The organism is Streptomyces sp. NPDC005303 (assembly GCF_040607335.1).
Lineage (GTDB): Bacteria > Actinomycetota > Actinomycetes > Streptomycetales > Streptomycetaceae > Streptomyces.
In genome coordinates, this window is the sequence record NZ_JBEXGM010000004.1 from 315,509 (window position 1) to 340,595 (window position 25,087).

General features: G+C 70.3%; 21 protein-coding genes and 1 pseudogene. 15 read left to right on the forward strand and 7 right to left on the reverse strand.

Annotated features, from left to right (window positions below):
* The first annotated feature begins 268 nt into the window (after window positions 1-268).
* The 6 genes and pseudogenes from ABZT93_RS09635 (at window position 269) to ABZT93_RS09660 (ending at window position 6,849) form a co-directional block, all read left to right on the forward strand.
* Entirely contained in the window at window positions 269-1,891 is a 1,623-nt protein-coding gene (locus ABZT93_RS09635) for an ABC-F family ATP-binding cassette domain-containing protein (protein ID WP_356101337.1), read from the forward strand.
* A gap of 164 nt (window positions 1,892-2,055) precedes the next feature.
* Window positions 2,056-2,217, forward strand: a pseudogene (locus tag ABZT93_RS09640) (DUF6194 family protein); the annotation flags it as partial.
* Window positions 2,218-2,345: 128 nt separating this feature from the next.
* Window positions 2,346-3,122, forward strand: coding sequence for a dimethylargininase (gene ddaH / locus ABZT93_RS09645; protein WP_329269711.1), 777 nt, complete (start codon window positions 2,346-2,348; stop codon window positions 3,120-3,122).
* 204 nt (window positions 3,123-3,326) lie between these two features.
* Complete coding sequence (locus ABZT93_RS09650; RefSeq protein WP_356101341.1) at window positions 3,327-4,307, forward strand: acyl-ACP desaturase; 981 nt, start codon at window positions 3,327-3,329, stop codon at window positions 4,305-4,307.
* A gap of 476 nt (window positions 4,308-4,783) precedes the next feature.
* Entirely contained in the window at window positions 4,784-5,545 is a 762-nt protein-coding gene (locus ABZT93_RS09655; protein WP_356101343.1) for an IclR family transcriptional regulator C-terminal domain-containing protein, read from the forward strand.
* Between the two features lie 95 nt (window positions 5,546-5,640).
* Window positions 5,641-6,849: a PP2C family protein-serine/threonine phosphatase gene (locus tag ABZT93_RS09660; RefSeq protein WP_356101346.1), complete on the forward strand. Its 1,209-nt coding sequence runs from the start codon at window positions 5,641-5,643 to the stop codon at window positions 6,847-6,849.
* A 406-nt stretch (window positions 6,850-7,255) separates the two neighbouring features.
* Here ABZT93_RS09660 and ABZT93_RS09665 read toward each other — a convergent pair whose 3' ends face one another.
* On the reverse strand, window positions 7,256-7,504 hold the full coding sequence (locus ABZT93_RS09665; protein ID WP_356101485.1) for a WhiB family transcriptional regulator: 249 nt from the start codon (window positions 7,502-7,504) through the stop codon (window positions 7,256-7,258).
* A 231-nt stretch (window positions 7,505-7,735) separates the two neighbouring features.
* Between ABZT93_RS09665 and ABZT93_RS09670 the strand changes: the two genes are divergently transcribed.
* Window positions 7,736-8,527, forward strand: coding sequence for a VOC family protein (locus ABZT93_RS09670; RefSeq protein ID WP_356101349.1), 792 nt, complete (start codon window positions 7,736-7,738; stop codon window positions 8,525-8,527).
* Window positions 8,528-8,540: 13 nt separating this feature from the next.
* Here the strand turns inward: ABZT93_RS09670 and ABZT93_RS09675 are convergent, their stop codons facing one another.
* From ABZT93_RS09675 to ABZT93_RS09685, 3 genes are all read right to left on the reverse strand, one after another.
* A complete protein-coding gene (locus ABZT93_RS09675) occupies window positions 8,541-9,566 on the reverse strand; it encodes a LacI family DNA-binding transcriptional regulator (protein ID WP_356101352.1) in 1,026 nt (341 codons plus the stop codon).
* A 118-nt stretch (window positions 9,567-9,684) separates the two neighbouring features.
* Complete coding sequence (locus tag ABZT93_RS09680) at window positions 9,685-10,608, reverse strand: ornithine cyclodeaminase family protein (protein WP_356101355.1); 924 nt, start codon at window positions 10,606-10,608, stop codon at window positions 9,685-9,687.
* A 14-nt stretch (window positions 10,609-10,622) separates the two neighbouring features.
* Entirely contained in the window at window positions 10,623-11,603 is a 981-nt protein-coding gene (locus ABZT93_RS09685; protein ID WP_356101358.1) for a multicopper oxidase domain-containing protein, read from the reverse strand.
* A 189-nt stretch (window positions 11,604-11,792) separates the two neighbouring features.
* On the opposite strand from ABZT93_RS09685, the gene ABZT93_RS09690 reads away from it, so the two are divergent.
* The gene (locus ABZT93_RS09690; protein WP_356101361.1) at window positions 11,793-14,291 is read left to right on the forward strand and encodes a ThuA domain-containing protein; all 2,499 of its coding nucleotides are present in this window, start codon (window positions 11,793-11,795) and stop codon (window positions 14,289-14,291) included.
* Entirely contained in the window at window positions 14,291-16,486 is a 2,196-nt protein-coding gene (locus tag ABZT93_RS09695; RefSeq protein WP_356101364.1) for a family 16 glycoside hydrolase, read from the forward strand. Before ABZT93_RS09690 ends, ABZT93_RS09695 begins: the two co-directional genes overlap by 1 nt.
* Here the strand turns inward: ABZT93_RS09695 and ligD are convergent.
* Window positions 16,473-17,498 carry a non-homologous end-joining DNA ligase gene (gene ligD, locus ABZT93_RS09700; RefSeq protein WP_356101367.1) on the reverse strand — a complete coding sequence of 342 codons (1,026 nt, stop codon included), beginning with the start codon at window positions 17,496-17,498 and terminating at the stop codon, window positions 16,473-16,475. The genes ABZT93_RS09695 and ligD overlap by 14 nt on opposite strands.
* Window positions 17,499-17,563: 65 nt before the next feature.
* Here ligD and ABZT93_RS09705 point away from each other — a divergent pair, with 65 nt between their 5' ends.
* Complete coding sequence (locus tag ABZT93_RS09705; RefSeq protein ID WP_356101370.1) at window positions 17,564-18,625, forward strand: ATP-dependent DNA ligase; 1,062 nt, start codon at window positions 17,564-17,566, stop codon at window positions 18,623-18,625.
* 30 nt (window positions 18,626-18,655) lie between these two features.
* Here the strand turns inward: ABZT93_RS09705 and ABZT93_RS09710 are convergent, their stop codons facing one another.
* Entirely contained in the window at window positions 18,656-19,846 is a 1,191-nt protein-coding gene (locus tag ABZT93_RS09710; protein ID WP_356101373.1) for a zinc-dependent alcohol dehydrogenase, read from the reverse strand.
* A 195-nt stretch (window positions 19,847-20,041) separates the two neighbouring features.
* On the opposite strand from ABZT93_RS09710, the gene ABZT93_RS09715 reads away from it, so the two are divergent.
* The gene (locus ABZT93_RS09715; protein WP_356101376.1) at window positions 20,042-21,040 is read left to right on the forward strand and encodes a DUF3048 domain-containing protein; all 999 of its coding nucleotides are present in this window, start codon (window positions 20,042-20,044) and stop codon (window positions 21,038-21,040) included.
* On the opposite strand, the gene ABZT93_RS09720 is transcribed toward ABZT93_RS09715, so the two are convergent.
* A complete protein-coding gene (locus tag ABZT93_RS09720) occupies window positions 21,041-21,505 on the reverse strand; it encodes a MarR family transcriptional regulator (protein WP_356101379.1) in 465 nt (154 codons plus the stop codon). It abuts the gene before it with no gap.
* A gap of 187 nt (window positions 21,506-21,692) precedes the next feature.
* On the opposite strand from ABZT93_RS09720, the gene ABZT93_RS09725 reads away from it, so the two are divergent.
* Genes ABZT93_RS09725 through pcaH form a run of 4 tightly spaced genes read left to right on the forward strand, consistent with a single transcriptional unit; the run spans window position 21,693 to window position 25,084 of the window.
* On the forward strand, window positions 21,693-22,448 hold the full coding sequence (locus ABZT93_RS09725; RefSeq protein WP_356101381.1) for a CoA transferase subunit A: 756 nt from the start codon (window positions 21,693-21,695) through the stop codon (window positions 22,446-22,448).
* A complete protein-coding gene (locus tag ABZT93_RS09730; protein ID WP_356101385.1) occupies window positions 22,448-23,092 on the forward strand; it encodes a CoA transferase subunit B in 645 nt (214 codons plus the stop codon). The genes ABZT93_RS09725 and ABZT93_RS09730 overlap by 1 nt, the downstream gene beginning before the upstream one ends.
* The gene (locus ABZT93_RS09735; protein WP_356101388.1) at window positions 23,089-24,291 is read left to right on the forward strand and encodes a thiolase family protein; all 1,203 of its coding nucleotides are present in this window, start codon (window positions 23,089-23,091) and stop codon (window positions 24,289-24,291) included. The genes ABZT93_RS09730 and ABZT93_RS09735 overlap by 4 nt, the downstream gene beginning before the upstream one ends.
* Window positions 24,292-24,310: 19 nt before the next feature.
* Window positions 24,311-25,084: a protocatechuate 3,4-dioxygenase subunit beta gene (gene pcaH, locus ABZT93_RS09740; protein WP_356101391.1), complete on the forward strand. Its 774-nt coding sequence runs from the start codon at window positions 24,311-24,313 to the stop codon at window positions 25,082-25,084.
* The last annotated feature ends 3 nt before the right edge of the window (window positions 25,085-25,087 follow it).

A 25,087-nucleotide genomic window follows, 5' to 3' on the forward strand; every position in this document is an offset into this window, starting at 1 on the left:
CGCGTTAACTCGTTGACAGCCCCAGGGCCGCCTCGTACGGTGTAGAACGCTTCTGTTGCCGTCGATCGGAGAAGGACGTTGCTCGTCTGAGGTCCTGAGACACCGTGTCACACACCTGAGGTGTGTGCGCCGCGTGCGACCTCGGCATACGAGCCGTTCCGACGAGCAGGACCCTGTCCGTGCCCTCCGGTTTCCTGTCGTCTCCCGTGGTCGCGGGTGTCTCGATACGCGTTTGCCCCTTCTCGCTTCGAGCAACCGCGGAGACCGTATGTCCACTTCCGTCACCTGCACCTCACTCACCTTCTCCTGGCCCGACGGCACCCCCGTCCTCGAGGGCCTCGACATCGCCTTCGGCCCCGGCCGGACCGGTCTCGTCGGCATCAACGGGTCGGGAAAGTCAACCCTGTTGAAGCTGATCGCCGGTGAACTCACCCCGGCCGACGGCGCCGTGCGCGTCGCGGGCGAAGTGGGGTACCTCCCGCAGAACGTCACGCTCGACACCGGCCTGAAGGTCGACGAGGCACTCGGCATCGCCGCGCAGCGCGCCGCCCTGCACGCCATCGAGACGGGCGACGTGACCGAGGAGCACTTCGAGACGGTCGGCGACGACTGGGACGTGGAGGAGCGGGCCCTGGCCACCCTCGGCGAACTCGGGCTCGGGCACATCGAGTTGGACCGCGGGATCGGTGAGGTCTCGGGCGGCGAGTCGGTGCTGCTGCGCCTCGCCGCGCTGCTGCTGCGCCGCCCGGACGTCCTGCTCCTGGACGAGCCCACCAACAACCTCGACCTGTACGCCCGCCGGCGCCTGTACACGGCCGTCGCCTCCTGGCCGGGGGTCATGGTCGTGGTCAGCCACGACCGCGAACTCCTCGACCTGGTCGACCAGATCGCCGATCTGCGCTCGGGGGAGGTCACCTGGTACGGCGGCAACTTCTCCGCCTACGAGGAGTCCCTCGCCGTCGAGCAGGAGGCCGCGGAGCGGATGGTGCGGGTCGCCGAGTCCGACTTCCGCAGGCAGAAGCGTGAACTGGTCGACGCACAGGTCAAGTTGGCGCACCGCAGGCGCTACGCCCAGAAGATGTACGACACCAAGCGCGAACCCCGGGCCGTCATGAAGCTGAAGAGCCGCGCGGCCCAGGTCTCCGCGGGCAAGCACCGCATCATGCACGAGGAGAAGCTCGCGGAGGCCAGGGACCGGCTCGACGAGGCGGTGGAGGCCGTACGGGACGACGACGAGATCCGCGTCGACCTGCCGTACACGGCGGTACCGCCGGGCCGTACCGTGCTGACCCTCATGGACCTGGAACTCGCCCACGGAGCACGGGTGAAGGGCGGCCTCGACCTGCGGGGTCCCGAGCGGGTCGCGCTGATCGGGCGCAACGGCGCGGGCAAGACGACGCTGCTGCGCACGATCGCCGGGGAGCTGGAGCCGGTGTCGGGCGAGGCGACGGTCCATGTGCCGCTCCGCTTCCTGCCGCAGCGCCTGGACGTCCTCGACGGCGAACTGTCGGTCGCCGAGAACGTGGCCCGGTTCGCGCCGGGCGTCACCAACAACCGGGTGCGGGCCCGTCTCGCCCGCTTCCTGTTCCGGGGCGCCCGGGCCGACCAGCAGGCGTCGACGCTGTCCGGCGGCGAACGCTTCCGGGCGGCGCTGGCCGCGCTGATGCTGGCGGAGCCGGCACCCCAGCTGCTCATGCTCGACGAGCCGACCAACAACCTCGACATCGCGAGCGTGCGACAGCTGACCTCGGCCCTGGAGTCGTACGAGGGCGCGCTGGTCGTGGCCAGTCACGACCTGCCGTTCCTGGAGTCGATCGGCATCACGCGCTGGCTGATGCTGGACGGGGAGCTGCGCGAGGTCACTCCGGAGTCCCCGGAGTTCCCCGCGTAGCGTCCTGCGACGGCCGCCAGATCGGTTCCCGCCCGGAGCAGCGCCACGCTCCGGGCGGCGAGCCGCTCGAGCCGCCCCCGCAGGACGCGCCGGGCGTCCTCCAGCCCGTCGAGGCCGTCCAGGTCGGCCGTGCGGCGCTCCCGGAACTCCTCGGGCAGCGGCACGAGCCCGCGGCGGCCGACGTGCTGCTGCCGCACCCGGTCTACGGCGCCCTCGGCTGGATCTGCGTCGTGAACCCCGGGGGGCGGACCACCGGGACGGTCGTACGGCTGCCGCGCGAGGCTCATGAGGCGGCACGCGCGCGTGCCGCGCGACGGCTCTCGTGAGCGACGGACGTCTCAGGAGGGCCACAGCCCGACCGCGGGGGTTTTGTCGACACGGACCGGCGCTGCATGATGGCTGATCGGCCCCCGTCACGGGTGCCGCCCCTGTCCCGCCGATACGGAGTTCCCTCGTGCCCAGCAAGAAGGCCCTCGTCCGCCGCCCCGGTCCGCGCCTCGCCGAAGGTCTGGTGACGCACGTCGAGCGGGAGAAGGTCGACGTCGACCTCGCGCTCGAACAGTGGGAGGCGTATGTCGAGGCCCTGCGCGCGCACGGCTGGGAGACCGTCGAGGTGGACCCGGAGGACGACTGCCCGGACTCGGTGTTCGTCGAGGACACCGTGGTCATGTACAAGAACGTCGCCCTGATCGCGCGCTCCGGAGCCGAGTCCCGGCGCGAGGAGACCATCGGCGTCGAGGAGGCCGTGGCGCGCCTGGGCTGCTCGGTGAACTGGATCTGGGAGCCAGGCACCCTGGACGGCGGCGACGTGCTGAAGATCGACGACACGATCTACGTCGGCCGGGGCGGGCGTACCAACGCGGCCGGTGTCCAGCAGCTGCGGGCCGCCTTCGAACCGCTCGGGGCCCGGGTCGTCGCCGTACCGGTGAGCAAGGTGCTGCACCTGAAGTCGGCGGTGACCGCGCTGCCCGACGGGACCGTCATCGGACACATCCCCAAGGTGGACCGGCCCGCGCTCTTCCCGCGCTTCCTGTCCGTGCCGGAGGAGGCCGGCGCCCACGTCGTCCTGCTCGGCGGCCCCAAGCTGCTCATGGCCGCGAGCGCGCCGAAGACCGCGGAACTGCTCACCGACCTCGGATTCGAACCGGTCGTGGTGGACATCAGCGAGTTCGAGAAGCTCGAAGGCTGTGTGACGTGCCTCTCAGTGCGACTGCGGGACCTGTACGCCTGATGACTGAACGCATCAGGTCAACGGCCTCGGACCAGCGGTTCCCGGGCTCCTTTGTCCTGCCCGGGGAACACTGCTGATCAGGGATCTTTACGGGGCTCTTAACCTACGGTCTCGTAACCTACGGTTTCGTAGCCTACGATTCCGTAGGTTACCGGCGCCGCTCGCCGCACCCTTACCTGTTTGTCGCGTCCCCCTGGAGTACCTGTGACGATCACTTCCCCTCACCTCGGCAGCCCGTCCTCCGCGTGGACCGACGCGCGACTGCTGTACGCGCTGGAGGAAGTGGTCGAGACCGAACTCAACCGGCACCTGAAGGTCACCAAGGACTGGATGCCGCACGAGTACGTCCCCTGGAGCGACGGCCGTAACTTCCCCGGCTTCTTCGAGGACGGCGAGGCCTGGGACAAGGAGCAGTCCAAGGTCACCGAGATCGGCCGGATCGCCCTGGTCGTGAACCTCCTCACCGAGGACAACCTCCCCAGCTACCACCACGAGATCGCCTCGCTCTTCGGCCGTGACGGCGCCTGGGGCACCTGGGTGCACCGCTGGACCGCCGAGGAGGGCCGGCACGGCATCGTGATGCGGGACTACCTCCTCGCCTCGCGCGCGGTGGACCCGGACAAGCTGGAGCAGTTCCGCATGGCCCACATGAGCGAGGGCTTCGAGTCGGACAACCGCCACTCGATGCTGCACTCGGTGGCCTACGTCTCCTTCCAGGAGCTCGCGACCCGCGTCTCGCACCGCAACACCGGCCACCAGTCCGGGGACCCGGTCTGCGACCGCATGCTGGCGCGCATCGCCACCGACGAGAACCTGCACATGGTCTTCTACCGGAACCTGCTGAAGGCGGCCTTCGAGCTCGCGCCCGACCTGACGATGATGGCCGTGCGCGACGTCATCGTGAACTTCCGGATGCCCGGCCACGGCATGCCCGGCTTCGAGCGGGCCGCCGCACAGATGGCGATCGGCGAGATCTACAACATGCGCATCCACCACGACGACGTGCTCCAGCCCGTCCTGCGCTTCCTGAAGGTCATGGAGATCGACGGCCTCGGCCCCGAGGGCCAGAAGGCCCAGGACGAGCTCGGTCTGTACATGGGCGGCCTGGACGCGGAGGCCCTGAAGTTCGACGAGAAGCTGGCGGCGCGCAAGGCGCGGATGGCGGCTCGCGCGGCAGGGGCCTGACGCCGGTCCGGTCGGCCCGCCGAACATCCGGTGCGGCCGTCGGCTTCCTGCTGGGTCCGATTGCCGCCGCCGCCCTGAAGCACGGTTCGGCCGACCGAGGAGGCGGCGGGCGGTACTGCGGGGCGTGCCGTACCGCCCCCGCCCGTGAACCAAGTACCGCCCCCCGCCCGTGGACCAAGTCCTCCGCCGGCACGCGGACGAGCCCAGGTGCCGCGATGCGTCGTGGCGCCGGGGCTCGTCGGGGCGTTGCGGGCCGCCACCGCCATGCGGACGCCTCCGTTGCAGGGCCGGCCAGAAGCGCGGCGTCCATACCGTCTGCCGGTCGCGACGTCCCGGCACCAGGTGAGAAGGCTGGATCCGTACCCGCGTGAATGGCGCCGGAGCTGATCTTGACGGCCGTCACGATCGCCTGACCCTGTGAGCCGACAAGGGGCCCGCGTCTTGCCTGCGTCGTGTGCTCGGCGCACGCTGGTCGTATGGGTGCTCACGACGGTGGCCCTACGCTCATCGCTTCCGTGCAGCGTGCCTTCCGCCTGCTGGAGGCAGTGAGCTCGCACGAGAACGGCGCGCCGGCGAAGAAGCTGGCACGTGAGACGGGCCTGCCCCTGGCCACCGCCTATCACCTGCTGCGGACGCTGGTCCACGACGGATACATACGCAAGCTGGACGACGGCGGGTTCGTCCTGGGCGACAAGCTGCAGACACTGCACAGCACGGGCCGGGGGCAGGTGTCGCTCAGCCGCGTCCGCCCCACGCTCGCCGCTCTGCGGGACGAACTCGCGACGGCCGCCTACCTCACCTTTTACGAGGAGGGCGAGATTCGAGTCGCCGAGATCGTCGACGGCCCCCAGACGCCCCGTGTCGACCTCTGGGTGGGATTCGAGGACGCGGGGCACGCCACCGCGTTGGGCAAGTCCGTGCTGCGAGAGCTGGATGACGCCTCCCGCAAGGACTACCTCTCCCGGCACTCCCTCGCCGACCTCACACCACGGACCATCACCAGCCCTACGGAACTGCTCCGGCGACTCGACTCCTCACCCGTGGCCCCGGGCGTCACGGACCTGGAGGAGTACGCCCTCGGTACGGTCTGTGTCGCCGTGCCCGTCTACAACGGGGACACCCTCGGCTCGCTCGGCGTCTCACTGCGGGCGGACCGGCTCTCACGACTCGACGAGGTCCTGGCGCGGCTGATCCCGGCCGCGAGTCGCGTGACCAGGGGCCTCTCGCTCACTATCTGAAATCCCCCTCCTTGTGGCACCCGAGCCTTACCTCTTTCCTGGATGAAAGAGACATTTCAGCAGCCCCCGCTCAAGGTGAGGACTACGGACGAAGCATGAGTCAGGCTCGAGACCACGGTGGCGACCCATGGCTGATCCGGCCGTTCAGGAACCGAGTGCGCGGTCCCGGGTCGGCGGCCCGGAAACGCGCCGTCGCGCATGTGGCCGCCGCTACGCCCGCACTGCCCGTGCTGATCGTCTCCGTCATCGTGCTCGTCGACGTCGCGTGCGGAGCAGGGACGATCTGGCTGCCGCTGCTCGCGGCCGGGCCCGCGCTGGCCGCCACCACCGGCGGGCCGCGCGGAGTCCTCTGCGCCGGCCTTCTCGCCGGAGTAGTGGGGGCGACGCTCGGAACCCGGGACGGCGTTCCGGGACATGAGCTGGCGGCCGTACTGTCCGCCCTTGCGGCCGTCACGCTGGCGAGTGGCCTCGCCAGCGCGTTGCGCGGGCGTCGCGAACGGGTGCTCGCGGCCGTCCGGTCGGTCGCGGAGGCCGCCCAGCATGCGCTCCTCAAGCCCGTACCGGCGACTGTCGGTCCGTTCCAGGTGGCCGTCCGCTACAGCGCCGCGGCAGCCGAGGCCCGTATCGGCGGGGATCTCTACGCGCTGCTGCCCACCCCGTACGGGGTCAGGCTGATCGTCGGCGATGTGCGCGGCAAGGGGCTGCCGGCCGTGGGGACCGCCGCACTCGTACTCGGTGTCTTCCGTGAGGCCGCCTACGACGAGCCCGATCTCCTCGCCGTCGTCGACAGGATCGAGCGGAGCCTGGCGCGCAACCTTGGTGTCGACGACTTCGTCACCGCCGTGGTCGCCGGGTACCCGCAGGCAGGCCATCTGGAGATGGTCAACTGTGGTCACGCACCTCCGCTGCTGGTGCGCGAATCCGGCACCGTCGTGGCGGTGGAGCCCGCCCATCCGGCCCCGCCCCTCGGGCTGCGCGCCCTCACGGACGAGACCCCCAGCCTCCAGGTGCTGGCTTTCGCCGACGGGGATCAACTGCTGCTCTACACCGACGGGGTCACCGAGGCCCGCGACCACGGCCGTGAGTTCTACCCGCTCGCCGACGGGCTGGCCCGCCACTTGTCCGACGAGCCGGCCGGCACCCTCACCGCGATCCATGACGAACTGCTGGCGCATGTGGGTGGCCGACTGCACGACGACGCGGCGCTCCTCCTGCTCCGCAAACCGGCCGCCCGCGCAAGCGAAGCCGCCGTTCCCGAGGCTTTCTCGGACGCCGGTCGCGGCTCGCGGTGCCTCTCGTCCTGATCCCGGGTCCCAGGCATCCCGTCGTCACCTTCTTGGGAGAAACTTCGGGATCCGGCGATTCATCCGCTCACGCAGACGGCTCCGGACGAGCGGCCCAAGGCCGGGCAGGGCGCCTCCCTGAGGGGAGAATCCCCTGGTCAACGGCGTAGATGGCTTGCACTGACCGAGCCGTCCGTCAGGCGGCGCCGTACCCGCGGCGAAGCCGCAACCAGTCGAGCAGCGGGTCGAGTTCGGCGACCGGCCGCGGCACGGCGTCCGGCACGCCCCCAAACCCGCGCCGCCCCGTCCACGACGTCCGGCGGTGTACGGAACCGGTGTACGTCGCCCTGGCAAGGCGGTGCGCCCTGCCTCCGCGTTTACGCCCGGGTGCGCTCCGGGATCCCCACGGCGCTCCCGGCCCGTCGGCTCATCGGTTCTCCACCCGTCTGATCGCCAGCCGTTCCTTCTCGGAGAGGCCGCCCCAGACGCCGAAGCGTTCGTCGTTGGCCAGGGCGTACTCGAGGCAGGCCGGGCGCATCTCGCACATGGCGCAGATGCGCTTCGCCTCTCGTACCGAGCTGCCCGGCTCGGGAAAGAAGAAGTCCGCCCCGGTCTGCGCGCACAACGCCTGCGCCTGCCAGGCGGGGCCGGTCGGGGTCATGGTGTCGATGTGCATGGCCGAGATCGTGCCGGGCAGCGAAAAACGTTCGATCAACGCGGGATCAACGGTGCCGTTCATGGCCTCCGGCCGCCTTGATGGTCCCCTGCCCGGCGCCAGGGCGCACGGCGGCGCGCGGAAGCCGTTTCGCCGACGTCACCGACCTGTGGTGGCGTCCGGCAGCGATTGTCGGTGGAGGGTGCAAGACTCGGCAGTGCAGGCAACGGGACCCCTCAGAGGAGGGCACAGATGCTCACGACCCGTTATGTCACCGGCGCTCCGAACTGGCTCGACCTCGGCACCCCCGACATCGAAGGCGCCACCACCTTCTACGGCGGCCTGTTCGGCTGGGAGTTCCAGCCGGGCCCGCCCGAAGCCGGCGGTTACGGCTTCTTCCAGCTCGCCGGCAGGACCGCCGCGGGCGGCATGCAGACCACACCGGAGCAGGGCCCGCCGTCCTGGACCGTGTATTTCCAGACCCCGGACGCGGACGCCACCGCGAAGGCGGCCGAGCAGGCGCACGGCGCGGTGCTCATGCAGCCCATGGACGTGATGGGCCAGGGCCGCATGGCGATCCTCGCCGACAAGGCGGGCGTGCCCTTCGGCATCTGGCAGCCCGGGCGGAACAAGGGGCTCGACGTCACCCAGGAGCCGGGCTCGCTGTGCTGGGTCGAGCTGTACACGGCGGACCTGCCGATGGCCGCCTACTTCTACCGCGCGGCGCTCGGCCTGGAGACCTATGGCGTCGAGTTCCCCGGCGGCACGTACACGACCCTGCTGCCGGACGGGCAGAGCGAGGACGGCATGTTCGGCGGCATCGTCCCGCTCGCCGACGATCCGCTGGAGGCGCAGGCCGGGGCGTACTGGATGCCCTACTTCGAGGTCACGGACACGGACGAGACGGTGGCGAAGGCACAGGAGCTGGGCGGCAGCGTCCGCCTGCCCGGCACCGACGTGCCCGGGGTCGGCCGGATCGCCAAGCTGGCCGACCCGTACGGCGCCCGCTTCGCGGTGATCAAGAGCGCGCCGCAGCAGACGTGAGCGGGGCGGGGGGTCACGCCGAGGCGCGGCGGATCAGCGTCGTCGGCAGGACGACACCGGCCGGTGTGGCTCCCCCGCTGCTGCGGTCGAGGTCCCGCAGCAGCAGGCGGGCCATCAGCCGGCCCATCTCCTCGATGTCCTGACGGACCGTCGTCAGCGGCGGATCGGTCTGCTCGGCGACCGGCAGCATGTCGTCGAAGCCGATCACCGCCACGTCCCCGGGCACCCGGCGCCCGCCCTCGCGCAGCACGCGCAGGGCGCCGGACGCGGTGAGGTCGTTGGCGGCGAACACCGCGTCCACGTCCGGGCACCGGCCGAGGAGTTCCCGCATCGCCCGCTCCCCGCCGGCCGGGGTGAAGTCGCCCCGCACGACAAGCTTCGGGTCGGCGTCGCCCATGACGTCCCGGTAGCCGTCGAGCCGGTCCGCCGCGGAGGTCTGGTCGAGGGGACCGGTGATGTGGGCGACACGGGTGCGCCCGAGCCCTACGAGATGCCGTACGGCCTCGCGGGCACCGCCCCGGTTGTCGCTGTCGACGTACACGACGTCCGTCGTCCCGTCGCTCCAGCCGGGCCGTCCGCCGAACACCGTGGGGACACCGGCCCGTTGGATCAGTTCCGGCAGCGGGTCGTCGAGGTGCAGCGAGAAGACGAGCGCGCCGTCGACGTGGCCTCCGGCGAGGTAGCGTCCCACGCGGGCGTGGTCGTCCCGGCCCTCGGTGAGCAGCAGGACCAGCTGGTTGTCGTGAGCGGTCAACTCCTTGCTGATCCCCCGGAGTTGCAGAGCGAAGAAAGGGTCGGCGAAGACCCTGGTCTCCGGCTCGGCCACCACCACGGCGACGGCGTAGTGGCGCCGGGTGACGAGACTGCGGGCAGCCTGGTTGGGCACGTAACCGAGCTCCTCGACGGCCCTGCGCACCCGCTCGACGAGCGGCTCCCTGACGCCGTCCCCGCCGTTCACCACCCGGGACACGGTGGCCCGCGACACCCCGGCCCGGGCCGCCACGGCCTCCAGCGTGGGGCGCGGCGCTGTGTCGGTCACTTCTGGACTCCTCGTCGGCGGGTGCCGATCAGGATAGCCCCGGACGAGGACCCGGTGAGAGCGCTCTCGCGGCACCGGACGGTGGACACCTACGACCGGGGACATCCGGTGAACGGCCTCACGTCAGCAGGTCCACCCGGCGCCCGATCCCCTCCCGCTCGGCCCGCTGGTACGCCGTCCAGGCGACCGCCAGGTCCTGCCAGGGCAGCCCCACGGGTGCGTAGACCGTGCGGTCCGTGTCGCTCGCGCGGCCGGGGTGGTCGCCCCGCACCACCTCGCCCAGGGTCGCCGCCGCGGTCCCGCCGTCCGCCAGCACACCCATGCTCACGGCCAGGGGGCGGTCGTCCACCACGACCACGGACGCGTCCAACAGATCGGCCGCCAGCTCCGCCTTGCCCGGCTCGTCCACGCCCAGGCTCGTGAAGTGCTGCCCCGGCCGCGTGTCCGCCAGGCTCAGCAGCGGCTCCCGCGACCAGGTCGCCGACAGGACGAGGTCGGAGGCCACGGCGACCTCCGCGGCGGAGGACAGCACCCGGCCGCCGTGCCGCGCGGCGAACTCCGCGGCGCGGTCGGCGGAGGTGTCGTGGACGACGAGGGCACCGCGAGGTCGTAGCACCCCAAGGCCGCGCACCATCAACTCGGCCTGCGCTCCCGCGCCGATCACGCCGACCACCTCCCCCGCCCCGGCCAGCAGGTGCGTGCCCAGCGCGGCCGCCAGCCCCGTCCGCCACGCCGTGACCGTCGCCGAGTCCATGAGGGCCAGCAGCTCGCCGTCGGTGCCGCTGTGCAGGCAGATCACCCCGCGCAGGGCGGGCCGGGCGGCCGGGAACTTGGCGTTGACCTTCACCGTGTACGCCGGGACACCGGGAAGCAGACCAGGGATCAGCGCGGTGGCCGTGCCGGGGAACGGGAGGTCCGTGCGCACCCGTTGCCCCGCGATCGGCACATCGGCCGCGTTCCAAAAGCCGTCCCGCAGGGCGTCGATGCAGACCTCGGGCTCCAGCACCGCTTCCAGATCGCCGCGTGTGAGAAGAAGAGTCACCCGCCCATGATCCGTCAGTGGTGGTGCCCGGCCCGCTGCTCGGTGTGCTCGTGCGGTTCGTACCCCGGGATCGTCCCGTCCGTCTTCTTCACCAGGAACAGGCCCACCATCCCCATGTCGGAGTGGCTCTGCACATGGCAGTGGTACATCCACGCGCCCGCCCCGACCCCCTCCCCCGCGATCACCTGGAAGCCGAAGGAGTCGGCCGGGCCCACGATCTTGTTGTCGATGACCTGGCTCGGGTCGTCGGGCCCGGTGAGCATGCCGGTGCGGTTGTCGGCCCAGCGGTGACCGTGCAGATGGAAGGTGTGGTAGTACTCGCCGTGCGTGATCATCACGAACTCGACCCGCTCACCCACCGTGGCCTCGAAGTCGGGCCCCGAGTGCGCCGGCTTGTTGTTGATGAGCATGTCGTTGAAGACGATCGTGTGGGTCGCGTCCGGGAGGATGTCGCCCTTGCGACGGACGATCACCGGACCGTAGAGACCCTTGCGGATACCGCCCGTGCCGTGTTCCGTGCCCACCACGTGATCGTGGTAATGCCAGTAGCCCGCACTGCCCGCCCGCCAGGTGCCGTCGCTGCGGCGGCCCGGCGCGTGGGTGCGCCAGGTGTAGGTGCGGGTACCGCCCGGCTCGACGTCGCTGTTGTTCAGCTTCGTGCCGTCGCTGGAGATCTCGTAGTCCAGACCGTGAACGTGCAGGCTCGCCCTGACGTCCATGGTGTTCTCGAACTCGATGTGCAGGGTGTCGCCCTCGTTGAGCTCGATGAGCGGACCGGGGATCGTCGCCTTGCCCTTCTCCAGGCCGTAGCCCATCTGCCCGTCGGGGAGTTTCTCGGCGTACAGCTTGATGTGCTTGACCTCGCCGCCGCCCGGAGCGGCCTGCGCCGGACCCGAGGCACCTCTGGCCTCGGGCGCGAGAGACAACGATGTCGCGACCGCCGCGCCACCGAGCAGCACCCGCCGGTTGAAGCCACGTCTGTCCAGTGCGCTCATGCGGAACTCCCCACCGCGATACGGGTTTTGCGGAGACGTACCTGTGATGAACCTGTGAGACGGTACCGGCCCTGGAGCCGTTTATCCACACTCAGGACAAAGTTCGTGCGATCCCGGTCATAGGTATTGGCGAGTGAGGCAAAGGGGTCTAGCTTCCATGGCGCTGTTGCTGTGACCGAGGAGGTGCCCATGCACTTACGAGGGTTGAGCGCGAGAAGCGGAGGAAGCGCGCGGAGACGCGTCTGGACGGCCACCGTGACCGCGGGGGTCGTGGCCGCCGGGCTGATGTCCGGACCGGCGGCGGGGGCGATCCCGGCGCCCGATCCGTCCACGACAACGATGTCCGTCAAGTCGCCACCGGGCGGCGGGGATGTACGGGTGCTGGTCTTCTACGGATCCGCGGCCGCCGGGGACGAGTCCCCGGTCGTCAACGCCGGGATCGCCGCCATCGAGAGGATCGGGCTGTCCGGTCCGGCGAACCAGCGGTTCGAGACCGAGGCCACCGACGACGCCAGGGTCTTCACCGATGAGAAGGCACTGGGGAGTTACAACGCGATCGTCTTCCTGACCGGGGGCGGCGATGTCCTCGACGCCGACCAGGAGGCCGGCCTGGAGGCCTACATGGAGGCGGGCGGCGGATTCGTCGGCATCCATGACGCGGCCCGCGCCGAGCCGTACTCCGACTGGTTCACCGGGCTCGTCGGCGCCCGTCCGGCCGCCTCCAGCCCAACGGCCGTCCAGCGGGCCACCGTTGAGGTCGGCGACCGGCAGCATCCGGCGACCAAGCATCTGCCGGTGCAGTGGAAGCGCCCCGACCAGTGGTTCAACTGGACGAAGAACCCGTCCGGTGACGTGCACACCGTGGCCCGGGTGCGCGAATCGACCTACCAGCCGGGAGCGAGCGCCAACGGCTGGGACCACCCGGTGAGCTGGTGCCGGGACTACGACGGCGGCCGGTCCTTCTACACCGGCATGGGCGGCACGGTGTCCTCGTACGACGAGACGGACTTCCGGACCCATCTGCGCGGTGCGCTGCTCTGGACCTCACGGCTCGTGCAGGCCGACTGCAAGGCGACGATCAACGGCAACTACAAGGCGGAGCGCCTCACCCAGCCCAACCAGCCGGGGCAGAACGACCAGATCGGCGAACCGCACGGCCTGGTCACAGCTCCCGACGGGCGGGTCCTGTACATCGGGCGGGGCGGCGCCGACTCCTCCCAGCCGGTGATCACCGACTGGAACAACCCCGACATCGGCAAGGGCAGAGGCGAGATCCACGTCTACGACCCGCGGACCAAGAAGGTCACCCTCGCGGGCGCGTTGACCGTGTTCGGCAACAAGGGCGGCGGCGACGAGCTGGTCAAGGTCGAGGAGGGCCTGCTCGGGATCGAGCTCGACCCGCGCTTCGAGGAGAACGGCTGGGTGTATCTGCACTACACCCCGCACGCGCAGCTCAACCGCGACACGCAGATGGCCCAGCGGCGCGTCTCCCGCTTCACCCTCGACCTCGCCACCAACAAGATGGACCTGAACAGCGAGAAGGTCCTGCTCAAGTGGCCCGTCCAGGTGCACAGTTGCTGCCACGCCGGCGGTGGGATGTCCTGGGACTCCAAGGGCAACCTGTACATCGCGACCGGTGACAACAACTCCAGTGGTTTCAGCGGCGGTTACTCGGGCAACAACCCGCAGCCGAACTACAAGGGCGTCTCCTTCGCGGACGCGCGCCGCACCGCGGGCAACACCAACAACCTCAACGGCAAGATCCTGCGCATCCACCCGGAGGCCGACGGGACGTACACGCTGCCCGAGGGGAACCTCTTCACCGGCAAGGAGACCGTCGAGGGCGGTGGCAAGACCCGCGGCGAGATCTATGTGATGGGGGTCAGGAACCCGGCCCGGATCTTCGTGGACAAGAAGACCGACGTCCTGTACGCCGGATGGGTCGGCCCGGACGCGAGCGCACCCTCGACGACCTGGGGCCCGGCCAAGTACGACACCTTCGCCGTCATCACCAAGGCGAGCAACCGCGGGTGGCCGTACTGCATGGGCAACAAGCAGCCCTACCGGGACCGCAACCTGCCGAACCCCGACCAGCCGCTGGGCTGGTACGACTGCGACCACCCGAAGAACGAGTCGCCCAACAACGACGGTCTGGTCAACCTCCCGCCGGTCACCGGCAACAACATCTGGTACTCGCCGCAGGGCGGTGCCCCGGACTACCCGCGCGACGCGAACGGCATCCCGTCCTACAAGCAGGAGGAGGCCAAGTACCTGCTGCCGTGGCTCAAGGGTGGCGGCCAGGCCGCGATGAACGGGCCGGTCTACCGCTACGACACCGCCGCGGCCGACAGCACCGTCAAGTGGCCCTCCTACTGGGACGGCAAGTGGTTCGTCGGCGACTTCTACGACGCCGACCAGCCGCGCAACGCGGTCATCACCGACCCGAGGAACCACGGCGAGGGCGGGCTGCCCGTGCACTCCGAGTCGCTCAAGAAGATCGTGCCGATCGGCAACGACGGCATCAAGAACCTCATGGACTGGAAGTTCGGTCCGGACGGCGCGCTGTACGTCCTCGACTACGGGCGCGGGTTCTTCACCTCGGACGCCAAGTCGGCACTGTGGCGGGTCACTTACACGGGCGGCGGACCGACACCGGCCGCCGGACAGCTGGCGAGAGGAGGGCAGTGATGGACCCCCGTAGAGCTCTGACCGTCCTGTTGGCCGCCCTGCTGATGGTGCTCGGCCTCCAGTCGACGTCCCAGGCACGGCCCGACACGAGCGCCCCGGCGGCGGCCCAGACACTCACCTGGACCGCCGGCGACGACATCACCAAGTACAGCTCGGTCCCTGCGACCGCCGTCGCGGGCACGGCCACGATCGTCTTCGAGAACAGCACGGCCACCGGCAACACCACCGGCATGCCGCACACGTTGACCTTCGTGACCAGCGACCCCGAGTTCAACGACGACGTCGAACTCAACATCCTCGCCAACCCCAACGACGACATGGGCGGCCGCCACACCGCCGAGGTCACGCTCACGCCGGGCCGCTACTTCTACCACTGCACGATCCCCGGCCACGGCCAGATGCAGGGCATCCTCGTGGTGACCGAGGGCAGCGGCGAGGACACCACCGCGCCCTCGGCGGCGGCCCAGGTGACCGGTACGCAGAACGCGCAGGGCCAGTACGTCGGTTCGGCGAGCGTGGCGGTCACGGCGACCGACGAGAGCGGCGGTTCCGGTGTCGACCGGATCGAGTACGCGATCGGGGACACGGGCGCCTGGCAGCCGTACACCGCCCCGGTCGTCGTCGACCAGGCCGGCGACCACAAGGTCCGCTACCGGGCCGTCGACAAGGCGGGCAACGTCTCCGCCGAGAAGAGCGTCGCCTTCACGGTCGTCCCGCCGCCCTCCGACGACACCGCCCCGCCGGACACCTCGGCGACGGTGAGCGGCGAGCAGAACCCGGACGGCACGTACATCGACATGGCCACGGTGACCCTGTCGGCCTCCGACACCGGATCCGGGGTCAACACCATCGAGTACGCGGTGAACGGCGGGAGTTGGCAGGCATACACCATGCCCGTGATGGTGCACCAGGTCGGTTCCCACACCGTGAAGTACCGGGCGACCGACAAGGCGGGCAACGTCTCCGCCGAGAAGAGTGTCCGGTTCACGGTCGTCGCGGCGGCCCCGCAGGACACCACCCCGCCGGTGACCGGTGTGACCGTGGACGGCACGCGGAACTCCGACGGGGCTTACGTGGGCAGTGCCAAGGTGACCGTGGGCGCCACGGACGAGGGCGGTTCGGGTGTCGCCGGGATCGAGTACTCGATCGACGCCGGACCCTACCTCGCGTACACCGCTCCCGTGGTCGTCGACCGGGCGGGCACGCACACCCTGGCGTACCGGGCGACGGACAAGGCCGGCAACACCTCGGCCGCGCGCACGGTGACCGTCACGGTGGTCTCCAGTCAGGTCCCGGCGCCCAACTGCGCCGAGTTCGACGAGCGGTTGACGGTGATCGTCGGCACGGTCGACTCCGGGGTGCCGAACCGGATCACCAACAGCCGGTGCCGCATCAACGAGTTGATCGAGGACGAGAAGGAGTGGACGTCCCACGCGCTGTTCCTCAAGCACGTGAAGACCGTCCTGGACAGGCTCTTCCGGGAAGGGGTCGTCGACGAGCGCGAGTACGACGCGATCGACGCGGCGGCCCGTGAGTCCGGGATCGGCAGGCCCGGGCAGACCGAGGGCTACCGCACGATCCTCGGCGGCAGCGCGGCCTCCTTCGCCAAGTGGCAGCAGGTGGGCGGCGGTTCGTTCGCACCGAACGGCGACGGGTCGATCACGTCCGGCACCACGAAGGACGGCCTCGGCATGCTCTGGTTCCCGGAGCGCAAGTACGGCGACTTCTCGCTCAAGCTCCAGTGGCGGGACGACGCCCCGGGCACCGGGAACGCCAACTCCGGTGTGTTCGTGCGGTTCCCGTGGGTCCACGACCACCCGGAGGAGTCCCGCCCCGAGTGGGTCGCCATCAAGTACGGCCACGAGGTGCAGGTGCTCGACCGGCCCGACGGCGACATGTACAAGACCGGGTCGATCTACGGCTTCGACCGGGTGGGGCTCGCCGGTGCCGGCGTCACCCAGAAGGGCACATGGAACGACTACGAGATCCGGGTGGTCGACCAGCACTACTCGGTCTACCGCAACGGCGTGCTGATCAACGAGTTCGACAACGTCGGCGGCCAGGACTTCTACCCGGCCCGCTCGGACGACCCGGGCACGGACGGACGGCGGTTCTCCTCCGGCTACATCGGACTCCAGGTGCACAGCACGACGGACGTGGTGTCGTACCGGGACATCAGGATCAAGGAGCTGTAGGACCGGGCTTCTTGGCGCGGCTCGGCTGTACCCGCTTGGGCTCCCCCGGCATCTTCGGATACTCGGGCGGGTACGGCAGATCGCCCAGGCCGTGGTCGTGCTCGTCTCGCCGGGCCAGCTCCAGCAGGGGCTCCAGCGAGAAGGCGTGATCGTCCATGTCCGCGTGCACGTCGCCGAGTTCGGCGAAGCGCGCGGGCATGGTCGCGATGTCGAAGTCCTGGGGGTGCGCCTCGCCGACCTCCTCCCAGCGCAGGGGTGCGGAGACGGGGGCGTGCGGGCGGGGCCGTACCGAGTAGGCGGAGGCGATCGTGCGGTCGCGGGCCGTCTGGTTGTAGTCGATGAAGATGCGCTCCCCCCGCTCCTCCTTCCACCACTTGATGGTCACGTGCTCCGGCATCCTGCGTTCCATCTCGCGTCCGACCGCGATCGCGGCCCGCCGCACCTGGGTGAAGGTCCAGCGCGGTTCGATGGGCACGAACACGTGCAGACCGCGCCCGCCGGAGGTCTTGGGCCAGCCCCGCAGACCGCCGAACTCCTCCAGCACCGACCGCAGTTCATGAGCCGCTCGTACGGCGTCGTCGTAGTCCGTGCCGGGCTGCGGGTCCAGGTCGATGCGCAGTTCGTCGGGGCTGTCGACGTCGTCGCGGCGGACCGGCCAGGGGTGGAAGGTGAGGGTGCCGTACTGGGCGGCCCACAGGACGGCGGCCTCCTCGGTGGGGCACATCTCGTCGGCGCTGCGGCCGCTGGGGAAGGTGATGTGGGCGGTCGGGATCCAGTCGGGCATGTTCTTGGGCGCCCGCTTCTGGAAGAAGTTCTCGCCGGTCACGCCGTCCGGGTAGCGCTCCAGGGTGGTGGGGCGGTCGCGCAGGGCGCGCAGGATGCCGGGGGCGACGGCCTGGTAGTAGCGGGCGAGGTCGAGCTTGGTGAAGCCGCGCTCCGGGAAGAAGATCTTGTCCGGGCTGGACAGCCGTACGGTCCGGCCGCCCGCCTCCAGTTCCACCGCGTCACCCATGCGAGCCACGGTAAGCGAGCCCGGCATATCAGGCATTTCGGGGCGTGCGCGTGCAGAATCGGACCATGGATCTGCCGGTGATGCCCCCTGTGAAGCCCATGCTCGCCAAGTCGGTGGCGAAGATCCCGCCGGACATGCACTACGAGGCGAAGTGGGACGGCTTCCGGGCCATCGTGTTCCGGGACGGGGCGGAGGTCGAGCTGGGCAGCCGTACCGGCAAGACGCTCACCAGGTACTTCCCCGAGCTGGTGGAGGCGCTGCGGGAGCGGCTGCCGGAGCGGTGTGTGATGGACGGGGAGATCGTGATCGCGCGGGAGGGGCACCTCGACTTCGACGCGCTGAGCGAGCGGATCCATCCGGCGCAGTCGCGGGTACGGACGCTCGCGGAGCGCACGCCGGCCTCCTTCGTGGCCTTCGACCTGCTGGCCCTCCAGGACGAGTCACTGCTGAACGTCCCGCTGACCGAGCGCCGGAAGCTGCTCACAACGGCCCTGTCCGGGGTCACGGCCCCGGTGCACCTCGCACCGGCGACCACGGACATCGACGTGGCCCGGCAGTGGTTCGAGGAGTACGAGGGCGCGGGCCTGGACGGGGTCATCGCCAAGCCGCTCACCGGGCGCTATCTCCAGGACGAGCGCGCCATGTTCAAGATCAAACACGAGCGCACGGCGGACGTGGTGGTCGCGGGCTACCGGCTGCACAAGAGCGGCCCGGTCGTCGGCTCCCTGCTGCTCGGCCTCCACGACGACCGGGGCACGCTCCAGCACGTCGGCGTGTCCGCGGCCTTCCCCATGAAGCGGCGTGCCGAGCTGATCGACGAACTGGAGCCGCTGCGGATGGAGGACGCGTCCGGGCACCCGTGGGCCGCCTGGGCCGAGGAGGCCGCCCACGAGAGCGCCCGGCTGCCCGGGGCGCCGAGCCGCTGGTCGGGCAAGAAGGACCTGTCCTGGGTGCCGCTGAGGCCGGAGCGGGTGGCGGAGGTGGCGTACGACCACATGGAGAACGGCGTACGGTTCCGCCACACCGCCCGCTTCCGCCGCTGGCGGCCCGACCGGACCCCGGAGAGCTGCACCTACGCGCAGCTGGAGGAGCCGGTGCGCTACGACCTCGACGAGATCCTGGGCTGAGTCGCGAGGTCAGGTGACTGAGCCGCGAGGTCAGGGCCGCATCAGCACCTTGACCGCGCCCTCCTGCTTCTTCTGGAACATCTCGTACGCGTGCGGGGCGTCCGACAGCGGCACGTGATGGGTCGCGAAGTCGTCGACGCCGAGCGGGTCCTCGTCCGTGAGGTAGGGGATGATCTCGTCGGCCCAGCGCCGCACGTTGGCCTGGCCCATCCGGATCTGGATCTGCTTGTCGAACATGGTGAGCATGGGCAGCGGGTCGGCCATACCGCCGTAGACACCGGTGAGGGAGAGCGTGCCGCCGCGGCGCACCAGCTCGATGGCGGTGTGCAGGGCGGCGAGCCGGTCGACGCTGAAGCGCTCGGCGAACGGTCCGCTGAGCTTCCTGGGCAGCAGGGCCGAGGCGTTCTGCGCGAGGCGGGCGACCGCGCTGCCGTGGGCCTCGGTGCCGACGGCGTCGATCACGGCGTCCGGGCCGCGTCCGTCGGTCTCGTCCCGGATCGCCTGGACCAGCTCCTTCTCGCTGTCGAAGCTCCTGAGGTCGTACGTCTCCACGCCGCGCGTGCGGGCCCGGCGCAGCCGTTCGGACACCAGGTCCACGCCGAAGACGCGCCCGGCGCCGAGCACCTGGGCGACCCGGCAGGCCATGTCGCCGATGGGCCCGAGTCCGAGCACGGCGACGCTGCCGCCTTCGGGGACGTCCGCGTAGGCGACGGCCTGCCAGGCGGTGGGCAGCACGTCGGAGAGGTAGACGAAGCGGTCGTCCGGTGGGCCCTCGGGGACCTTGATGGGCCCGAACTGGGCCTGCGGGACGCGCAGGTACTCGGCCTGGGCGCCCGGTACGGCGCCGTACAGACGGGTGTAGCCGAACAGGGCGGCGCCCATGCCCTCGCTGGTGACCTGAGTGGTCTCGCACTGGGTCGGCAGCCCGGTCATGCACATCCAGCAGCTGCCGCAGGCGATCTGGAAGGGCACGACGACCCGGTCGCCCACCGCGAGGTCCGGCACTCCGGCGCCGACCTCCTCGACGATGCCCATGGGTTCGTGGCCGAGGATGTCGCCCGGCGTCATGAACGGAGTCAGTACCTCGTAGAGATGCAGGTCGGAGCCGCACAATCCGGTCGAGGTGATCCGGATGACGGCATCGGTCGGTTCCTTGATCTTCGGATCGGGAACCTCCTCCACCCGTACGTCCCTCTTGCCCTGCCAGGTCACAGCCTTCATCGCCCGGCGCTCCCTCCGTCACGTCGCGTGTCGGTCCTGGGGTAGGCGCCCCGGGTACCCGGGGCGGCCCCTGCCGAACCGTGATCCAGGGCCGATCGGAGTAGTCGACGCGACCAATCAGAAACAGACGGGTATGGCCACCAATGAACTTATAAGCGCACAATCAAAGACACGAGACGGGCGGGCACGGTGGGCATGGTGGGTACGGAGCAAGGGGCGCGCACACGGCGCGTCCGTACGGCGGCGGCACTGCTGACCGCCGCGGGCCTCTTCGCCGCGGGCTGCACGGGACATGGCACGCCCCGGGTCCCGGCCGACGACGGACGCGGACAGTTCCGCACGGCCCAGCCGAGCGCCTCGGCACCGAGCGGGGAGGCCGACCGTCCCTCTTTGCTCGCCGTGAAGATCGACAACGTGGGGGCGGCGCGCCCGCAGACCGGCATCGACTCCGCCGACGTCGTCTACGCCGAGCAGGTGGAGGGCGGGCTCAGCCGCCTGATGGCGGTGTACGCGACGAAGCTGCCGAAGGCGGTCGGCCCGGTGCGCAGCGCCCGCGAGTCGGACCTGGAGCTGCTGCGTCAGTTCGACGACCCGACGCTCGCCTTCTCCGGCGCCCAGGGCAAGCTGATGCCGCTGATCAACCAGGCGCCGCTGGACGCCCGGACCCCCGAGAAGGCGTCCGGCGCCTACTTCCGCGGCGCCGGCAAGATCACCCCGCACAACCTCTACCTGCGCCCCGAGCGCCTGCTGCCCGTCACACCGGGCGCGACCGCGCTGACGACCGGATTCCGCTACGGCCCCGCTCCGGCCGGCGGCACCGCGCACACCTCGGAGACGGTCCGCTACCCGGCCGCCCGCTTCACCTTCACCTGGTCGCGGGCCCGACAGCGCTGGCTGGTCTCGATGGACGGCGCACCGGACGCGACGGCCGACGGAAAGCGGCTGGCCCCGGCCACCGTCGTCGTGCAGTACGTGAAGATCCGCAAGTCCGCCTTCCACGACTTCCTCGGCAACAACACGCCGTACACGGTGACGGTGGGCTCGGGGAAGGCGAAGGTGCTGCGCGACGGCCGCGCCTACGACGTGAACTGGAAGCGGGCGAAGGCCACGGACGGCACGGAGTTCACCACCGGGGACGGGACGCCCGTGAACTTCGCGAAGGGCCAGGTGTGGGTCGTGTTCGCGAAGGCTTGATCAGGGCTGGGTGACGAGGGGTTCCGCGGGATTGCGCAGGCCCTCCGCCGCGTCCGCGACCCGGCGGATGAGCTCGAAGAACCGGCCCTGTTCGTCGTCGGAGAGCGGGGCCAGGAAGACCTGGTTCATCCGGGCGGTGCGCACGGTCAGCTTGCGGTGGGTGCGCACCCCGTCGTCGGTCAGACGCAACAGGAAGCGGCGGCCGTCCTGGGGGTCGCGGACCTTGTCGAGCAGTCCGCGCCGACCGAGCCGGCTGATGACCTCGGCGATGGTGGACCGGTCCAGCCCCACCCGCTCCCCCACCGTGCGCTGGTCGAGTCCCGGTTCGGCGACCAGCGCGTTCAGGACCGCGAACTGGGGCGAGGTGATCTCCTCGGAGACCATCGTGTTCCACAGCAGGTAGTGCGCCTGCTGGAGTCGCCGGGCGAGGTGCCCGGGGTGGGTGGTGAGGTCCACCGCGGCCATGTGCGCTCCCGAGTCAGATCGGTCTACGGGTCTTGGTCGGTGTTGGGTCGGCGTGTCGTCAGGTGCGTTTTGGTTGGTGCACTGAAGAGTAGTGAGCCTTGACGTCAGGCTGCCACAGTGGCAGCTTAAGAGAAACCTCGCTGAAATACTCAGTGCACTGAGCACTTGGAGAGATGGGGCTACGCGGATGGACAAGGTGGTCGCCACAGCCGCCGAGGCGGTGGCCGATGTACCGGAGGGCGCGTCGCTCGCGGTGGGCGGTTTCGGCCTGAGCGGTGTGCCGAACGTGCTCATCCAGGCCCTGTACCAGCAGGGGACCGGCTCCCTGTCGGTGGTCTCCAACAACTGCGGGGCGATGGAGTCCGGCCTCGCGGTCCTGCTCGCCGCCGGCCGAATCGCCCGGGTGACCGGCTCCTACATAGGCGCCAACAAGGAGTTCGCCCGCCAGTACCTGGCCGGTGAGCTGGAGGTCGAGATGATCCCGCAGGGCACGCTCGCCGAGCGGCTGCGGGCGGGCGGCGCCGGGATCCCCGCGTTCTTCACGCCGGCCGGCGTGGGCACCCAGGTCGCCGACGGCGGACTGCCCTGGCGCTACGACGGCCAGGGCGGCGTCGCCCTCGCCTCACCGCCGAAGGAGGTGCGGGAGTTCGACGGCACGGAGTACGTCCTGGAGCACGGCATCCGCACCGACTTCGCGCTGGTGCGGGCGGCGAAGGGCGACCGGCACGGCAACCTGGTCTTCAACAAGTCCACGCGGAACTTCAACCCGCTCGCGGCGATGGCCGGCAAGGTCACGATCGCGGAGGTGGAGGAACTGGTGGAGCCCGGCGAGATCGACCCGGACGCGGTGCACCTGCCGGGGATCTTCGTGCAGCGGGTCCTCGCGCTGACCCCCGAGCAGGCGACGGACAAGCGGATCGAGCAGCGGACGGTGAGCAGCTGATGGCCTGGACCCGGGAACAGATGGCCGCGCGGGCCGCGCGCGAGCTCCAGGACGGCCAGTACGTCAACCTCGGCATCGGACTGCCGACGCTGATCCCGAACTACCTCCCCGAGGACGTCGAGGTGGTCCTGGAGTCCGAGAACGGCATCCTGGGCACCGGCCCCTACCCCACCGAGGACCAGGTCGACCCCGATCTGATCAACGCGGGCAAGGAGACCGTCACCGTGCTGCCGGGCGCCTCCTTCTTCGACTCGGCGCTGTCCTTCGGGATGATCCGGGGCGGGCACATCGACGTGGCGGTGCTGGGCGCCATGCAGGTGTCCGAGACCGGCGACCTGGCCAACTGGGCCATCCCCGGCAAGATGATCACCGGGATCGGCGGGGCGATGGACCTGGTCCACGGCGCCCGAACCGTCATCGTGGTGATGACGCACACCGCCAAGGACGGCTCCCCGAAGATCCTCACCGAGTGCGCGCTGCCGCTCACGGGCAAGGCGTGCGTGAACCGGATCATCACCGACCTCGGCGTCCTGGATGTCACCGAGGACGGTCTGGTGCTGGTCGAGACGGCGCCCGGGGTGAGTGTCGAGGAGATCACCGCCAAGACCGACGCCAAGCTGACCGTCGCGGAGGGCCTCAAGTGAAGAACGTCTACATCGTCGACGCGGTCCGCACCCCGGTCGGCCGCTACAACGGCGGACTCGCCTCGGTGCGCCCGGACGACCTGGGCGCCCACGCGATCCGTGAACTGCTCGGCCGTACGCCCGACTTGGACCCGTCCCAGATCGAGGACGTCTACTTCGGCAACGCCAACGGCGCGGGCGAGGAGAACCGCAACGTCGGCCGCATGGCCGCGCTGCTGGCCGGTCTGCCGACCTCGGTGCCGGGGGTGACCGTCAACCGGCTGTGCGCCTCGGGTCTGGAGGCGGTGATCCAGGCGGCCCGGGCGATTGCCGTCGGGGACGCCTCCATCGCCGTGGCCGGTGGTGTGGAGTCGATGACCCGGGCGCCGTACGTGCTGCCCAAGTCCGACAAGCCGTTCCCGGCCGGACACACCGAGCTGTACTCGACCACGCTGGGCTGGCGCATGGTCAACCCGCGGATGGAGCCGCAGTGGACGATTCCGCTGGGCGAGTCGGCGGAGCTGATCGCCGAGAAGCACAAGATCACGCGTGAGCAGCAGGACGAGTTCGCGCTGGCCTCGCATCAGAAGGCTGCCGCGGCCCAGACGGCGGGTCTGTTCGACGCGGAGCTCGCGCCGGTCTCCATCCCGCAGCGCAAGGGCGAGCCGGTCGTCTTCGGCGCCGACGAGTGCGTACGGCCGGACGCGTCGCCGGCGGCGATGGCGAAGCTGAAGCCGTCGTTCCGCAAGGACGGCGGCACGGTGACCGCGGGCAACGCCTCTCCGCTGAACGACGGTGCCGCGGCACTGCTGCTGGTGGACGACGAGGGCCTGGCCGCGACCGGTCGCGAGCCGCTGGCCCGGGTCTCCGCGACCGGGGTCAACGCGCTGGACCCGCACTACTTCGGGCTCGCCCCCGTCGAGGCCGTCAACCGGGCACTCGCCAAGGCGGGCAAGGGGTTTGACGATCTGTCAGTGCTGGAGCTGAACGAGGCGTTCGCCGCCCAGGTGCTCGGATGTGTCGCCGAGTGGCCCGAGTTCGACCCGGCGATCCTCAACCCGCAGGGCGGGGCGATCGCCCTCGGGCACCCGCTGGGTGCGTCCGGGGCCCGGCTGGCCGGCACGGTCGCCCACCAACTGGCCCGCAGGGGCAGCGGAGTCGGTGTCGCCACCCTGTGCATCGGCGTCGGCCAGGGTCTCGCTCTCGTCCTCGAACGTTAACGGAACGCAGGAAACCCCCATGACTCTCACCCAGCACGACATCGACCGGGAAATCGCCGCCGAGCACGCGGCCTACGAGAAGCGGCTCGCCGACGGCGCTCCCGTCGAGCACCAGCCGCGCCGCGACTACGCGCCCTACCGGTCCTCGGTGCTGCGGCACCCGAAACAGCCGCCGATCACCATCGACGTGTCCAAGGACCCGGAGCTGGTGGAGCTGCACTCGCCCGCGTTCGGGGAGCGGGACATCACCGAGATCGACAACGATCTGACCCGGCAGCACAACGGGGAGCCGATCGGTGAGCGGATCACCGTCGAGGGACGCCTCCTCGACCGGGGCGGCCGTCCGCTGCGCGGTCAGCTGGTCGAGATCTGGCAGGCGAACTCGGCCGGCCGCTACGCCCACCAGCGCGAGCAGCACGACGCGCCCCTGGACCCGAACTTCACCGGCGTCGGCCGCACCCTGACCGACGACAGCGGCTTCTACCGCTTCACCACCGTCCAGCCGGGCCCCTATCCGTGGCGCCAGCACGTCAACGCCTGGCGGCCGGCCCATATCCACTTCTCGATCTTCGGCACCGCGTTCACCCAGCGGCTCGTGACGCAGATGTACTTCCCGAGCGACCCGCTGTTCCCCTACGACCCGATCATCCAGTCGGTCACGGACGACGCGGCACGTCAGCGGCTCGTCGCCACGTACGACCACAGCCTGTCCGTGCCGGAGTTCTCGATGGGCTACCACTGGGACATCGTGCTCGACGGGCCGCAGGCCACCTGGATCGAAGAAGGGCGCTGACCA

Bases quoted from the DNA above. Each gene is read 5' to 3' on its own strand.
- ABZT93_RS09635 (WP_356101337.1), top strand. From the start codon at position 269: ATGTCCACTTCCGTCACCTGCACCTCACTCACCTTCTCCTGGCCCGAC.
- ABZT93_RS09655 (WP_356101343.1), top strand. From the start codon at position 4,784: ATGGGTGCTCACGACGGTGGCCCTACGCTCATCGCTTCCGTGCAGCGT.
- ABZT93_RS09660 (WP_356101346.1), top strand. From the start codon at position 5,641: ATGAGTCAGGCTCGAGACCACGGTGGCGACCCATGGCTGATCCGGCCG.
- ABZT93_RS09665 (WP_356101485.1), bottom strand. From the start codon at position 7,504: ATGCACATCGACACCATGACCCCGACCGGCCCCGCCTGGCAGGCGCAG.
- ABZT93_RS09670 (WP_356101349.1), top strand. From the start codon at position 7,736: ATGCTCACGACCCGTTATGTCACCGGCGCTCCGAACTGGCTCGACCTC.
- ABZT93_RS09685 (WP_356101358.1), bottom strand. From the start codon at position 11,603: ATGAGCGCACTGGACAGACGTGGCTTCAACCGGCGGGTGCTGCTCGGT.
- ABZT93_RS09690 (WP_356101361.1), top strand. From the start codon at position 11,793: ATGCACTTACGAGGGTTGAGCGCGAGAAGCGGAGGAAGCGCGCGGAGA.
- ABZT93_RS09695 (WP_356101364.1), top strand. From the start codon at position 14,291: ATGGACCCCCGTAGAGCTCTGACCGTCCTGTTGGCCGCCCTGCTGATG.
- ligD (WP_356101367.1), bottom strand. From the start codon at position 17,498: ATGGGTGACGCGGTGGAACTGGAGGCGGGCGGCCGGACCGTACGGCTG.
- ABZT93_RS09705 (WP_356101370.1), top strand. From the start codon at position 17,564: ATGGATCTGCCGGTGATGCCCCCTGTGAAGCCCATGCTCGCCAAGTCG.
- ABZT93_RS09710 (WP_356101373.1), bottom strand. From the start codon at position 19,846: ATGAAGGCTGTGACCTGGCAGGGCAAGAGGGACGTACGGGTGGAGGAG.
- ABZT93_RS09715 (WP_356101376.1), top strand. From the start codon at position 20,042: ATGGTGGGTACGGAGCAAGGGGCGCGCACACGGCGCGTCCGTACGGCG.
- ABZT93_RS09720 (WP_356101379.1), bottom strand. From the start codon at position 21,505: ATGGCCGCGGTGGACCTCACCACCCACCCCGGGCACCTCGCCCGGCGA.
- ABZT93_RS09725 (WP_356101381.1), top strand. From the start codon at position 21,693: ATGGACAAGGTGGTCGCCACAGCCGCCGAGGCGGTGGCCGATGTACCG.
- ABZT93_RS09730 (WP_356101385.1), top strand. From the start codon at position 22,448: ATGGCCTGGACCCGGGAACAGATGGCCGCGCGGGCCGCGCGCGAGCTC.
- pcaH (WP_356101391.1), top strand. From the start codon at position 24,311: ATGACTCTCACCCAGCACGACATCGACCGGGAAATCGCCGCCGAGCAC.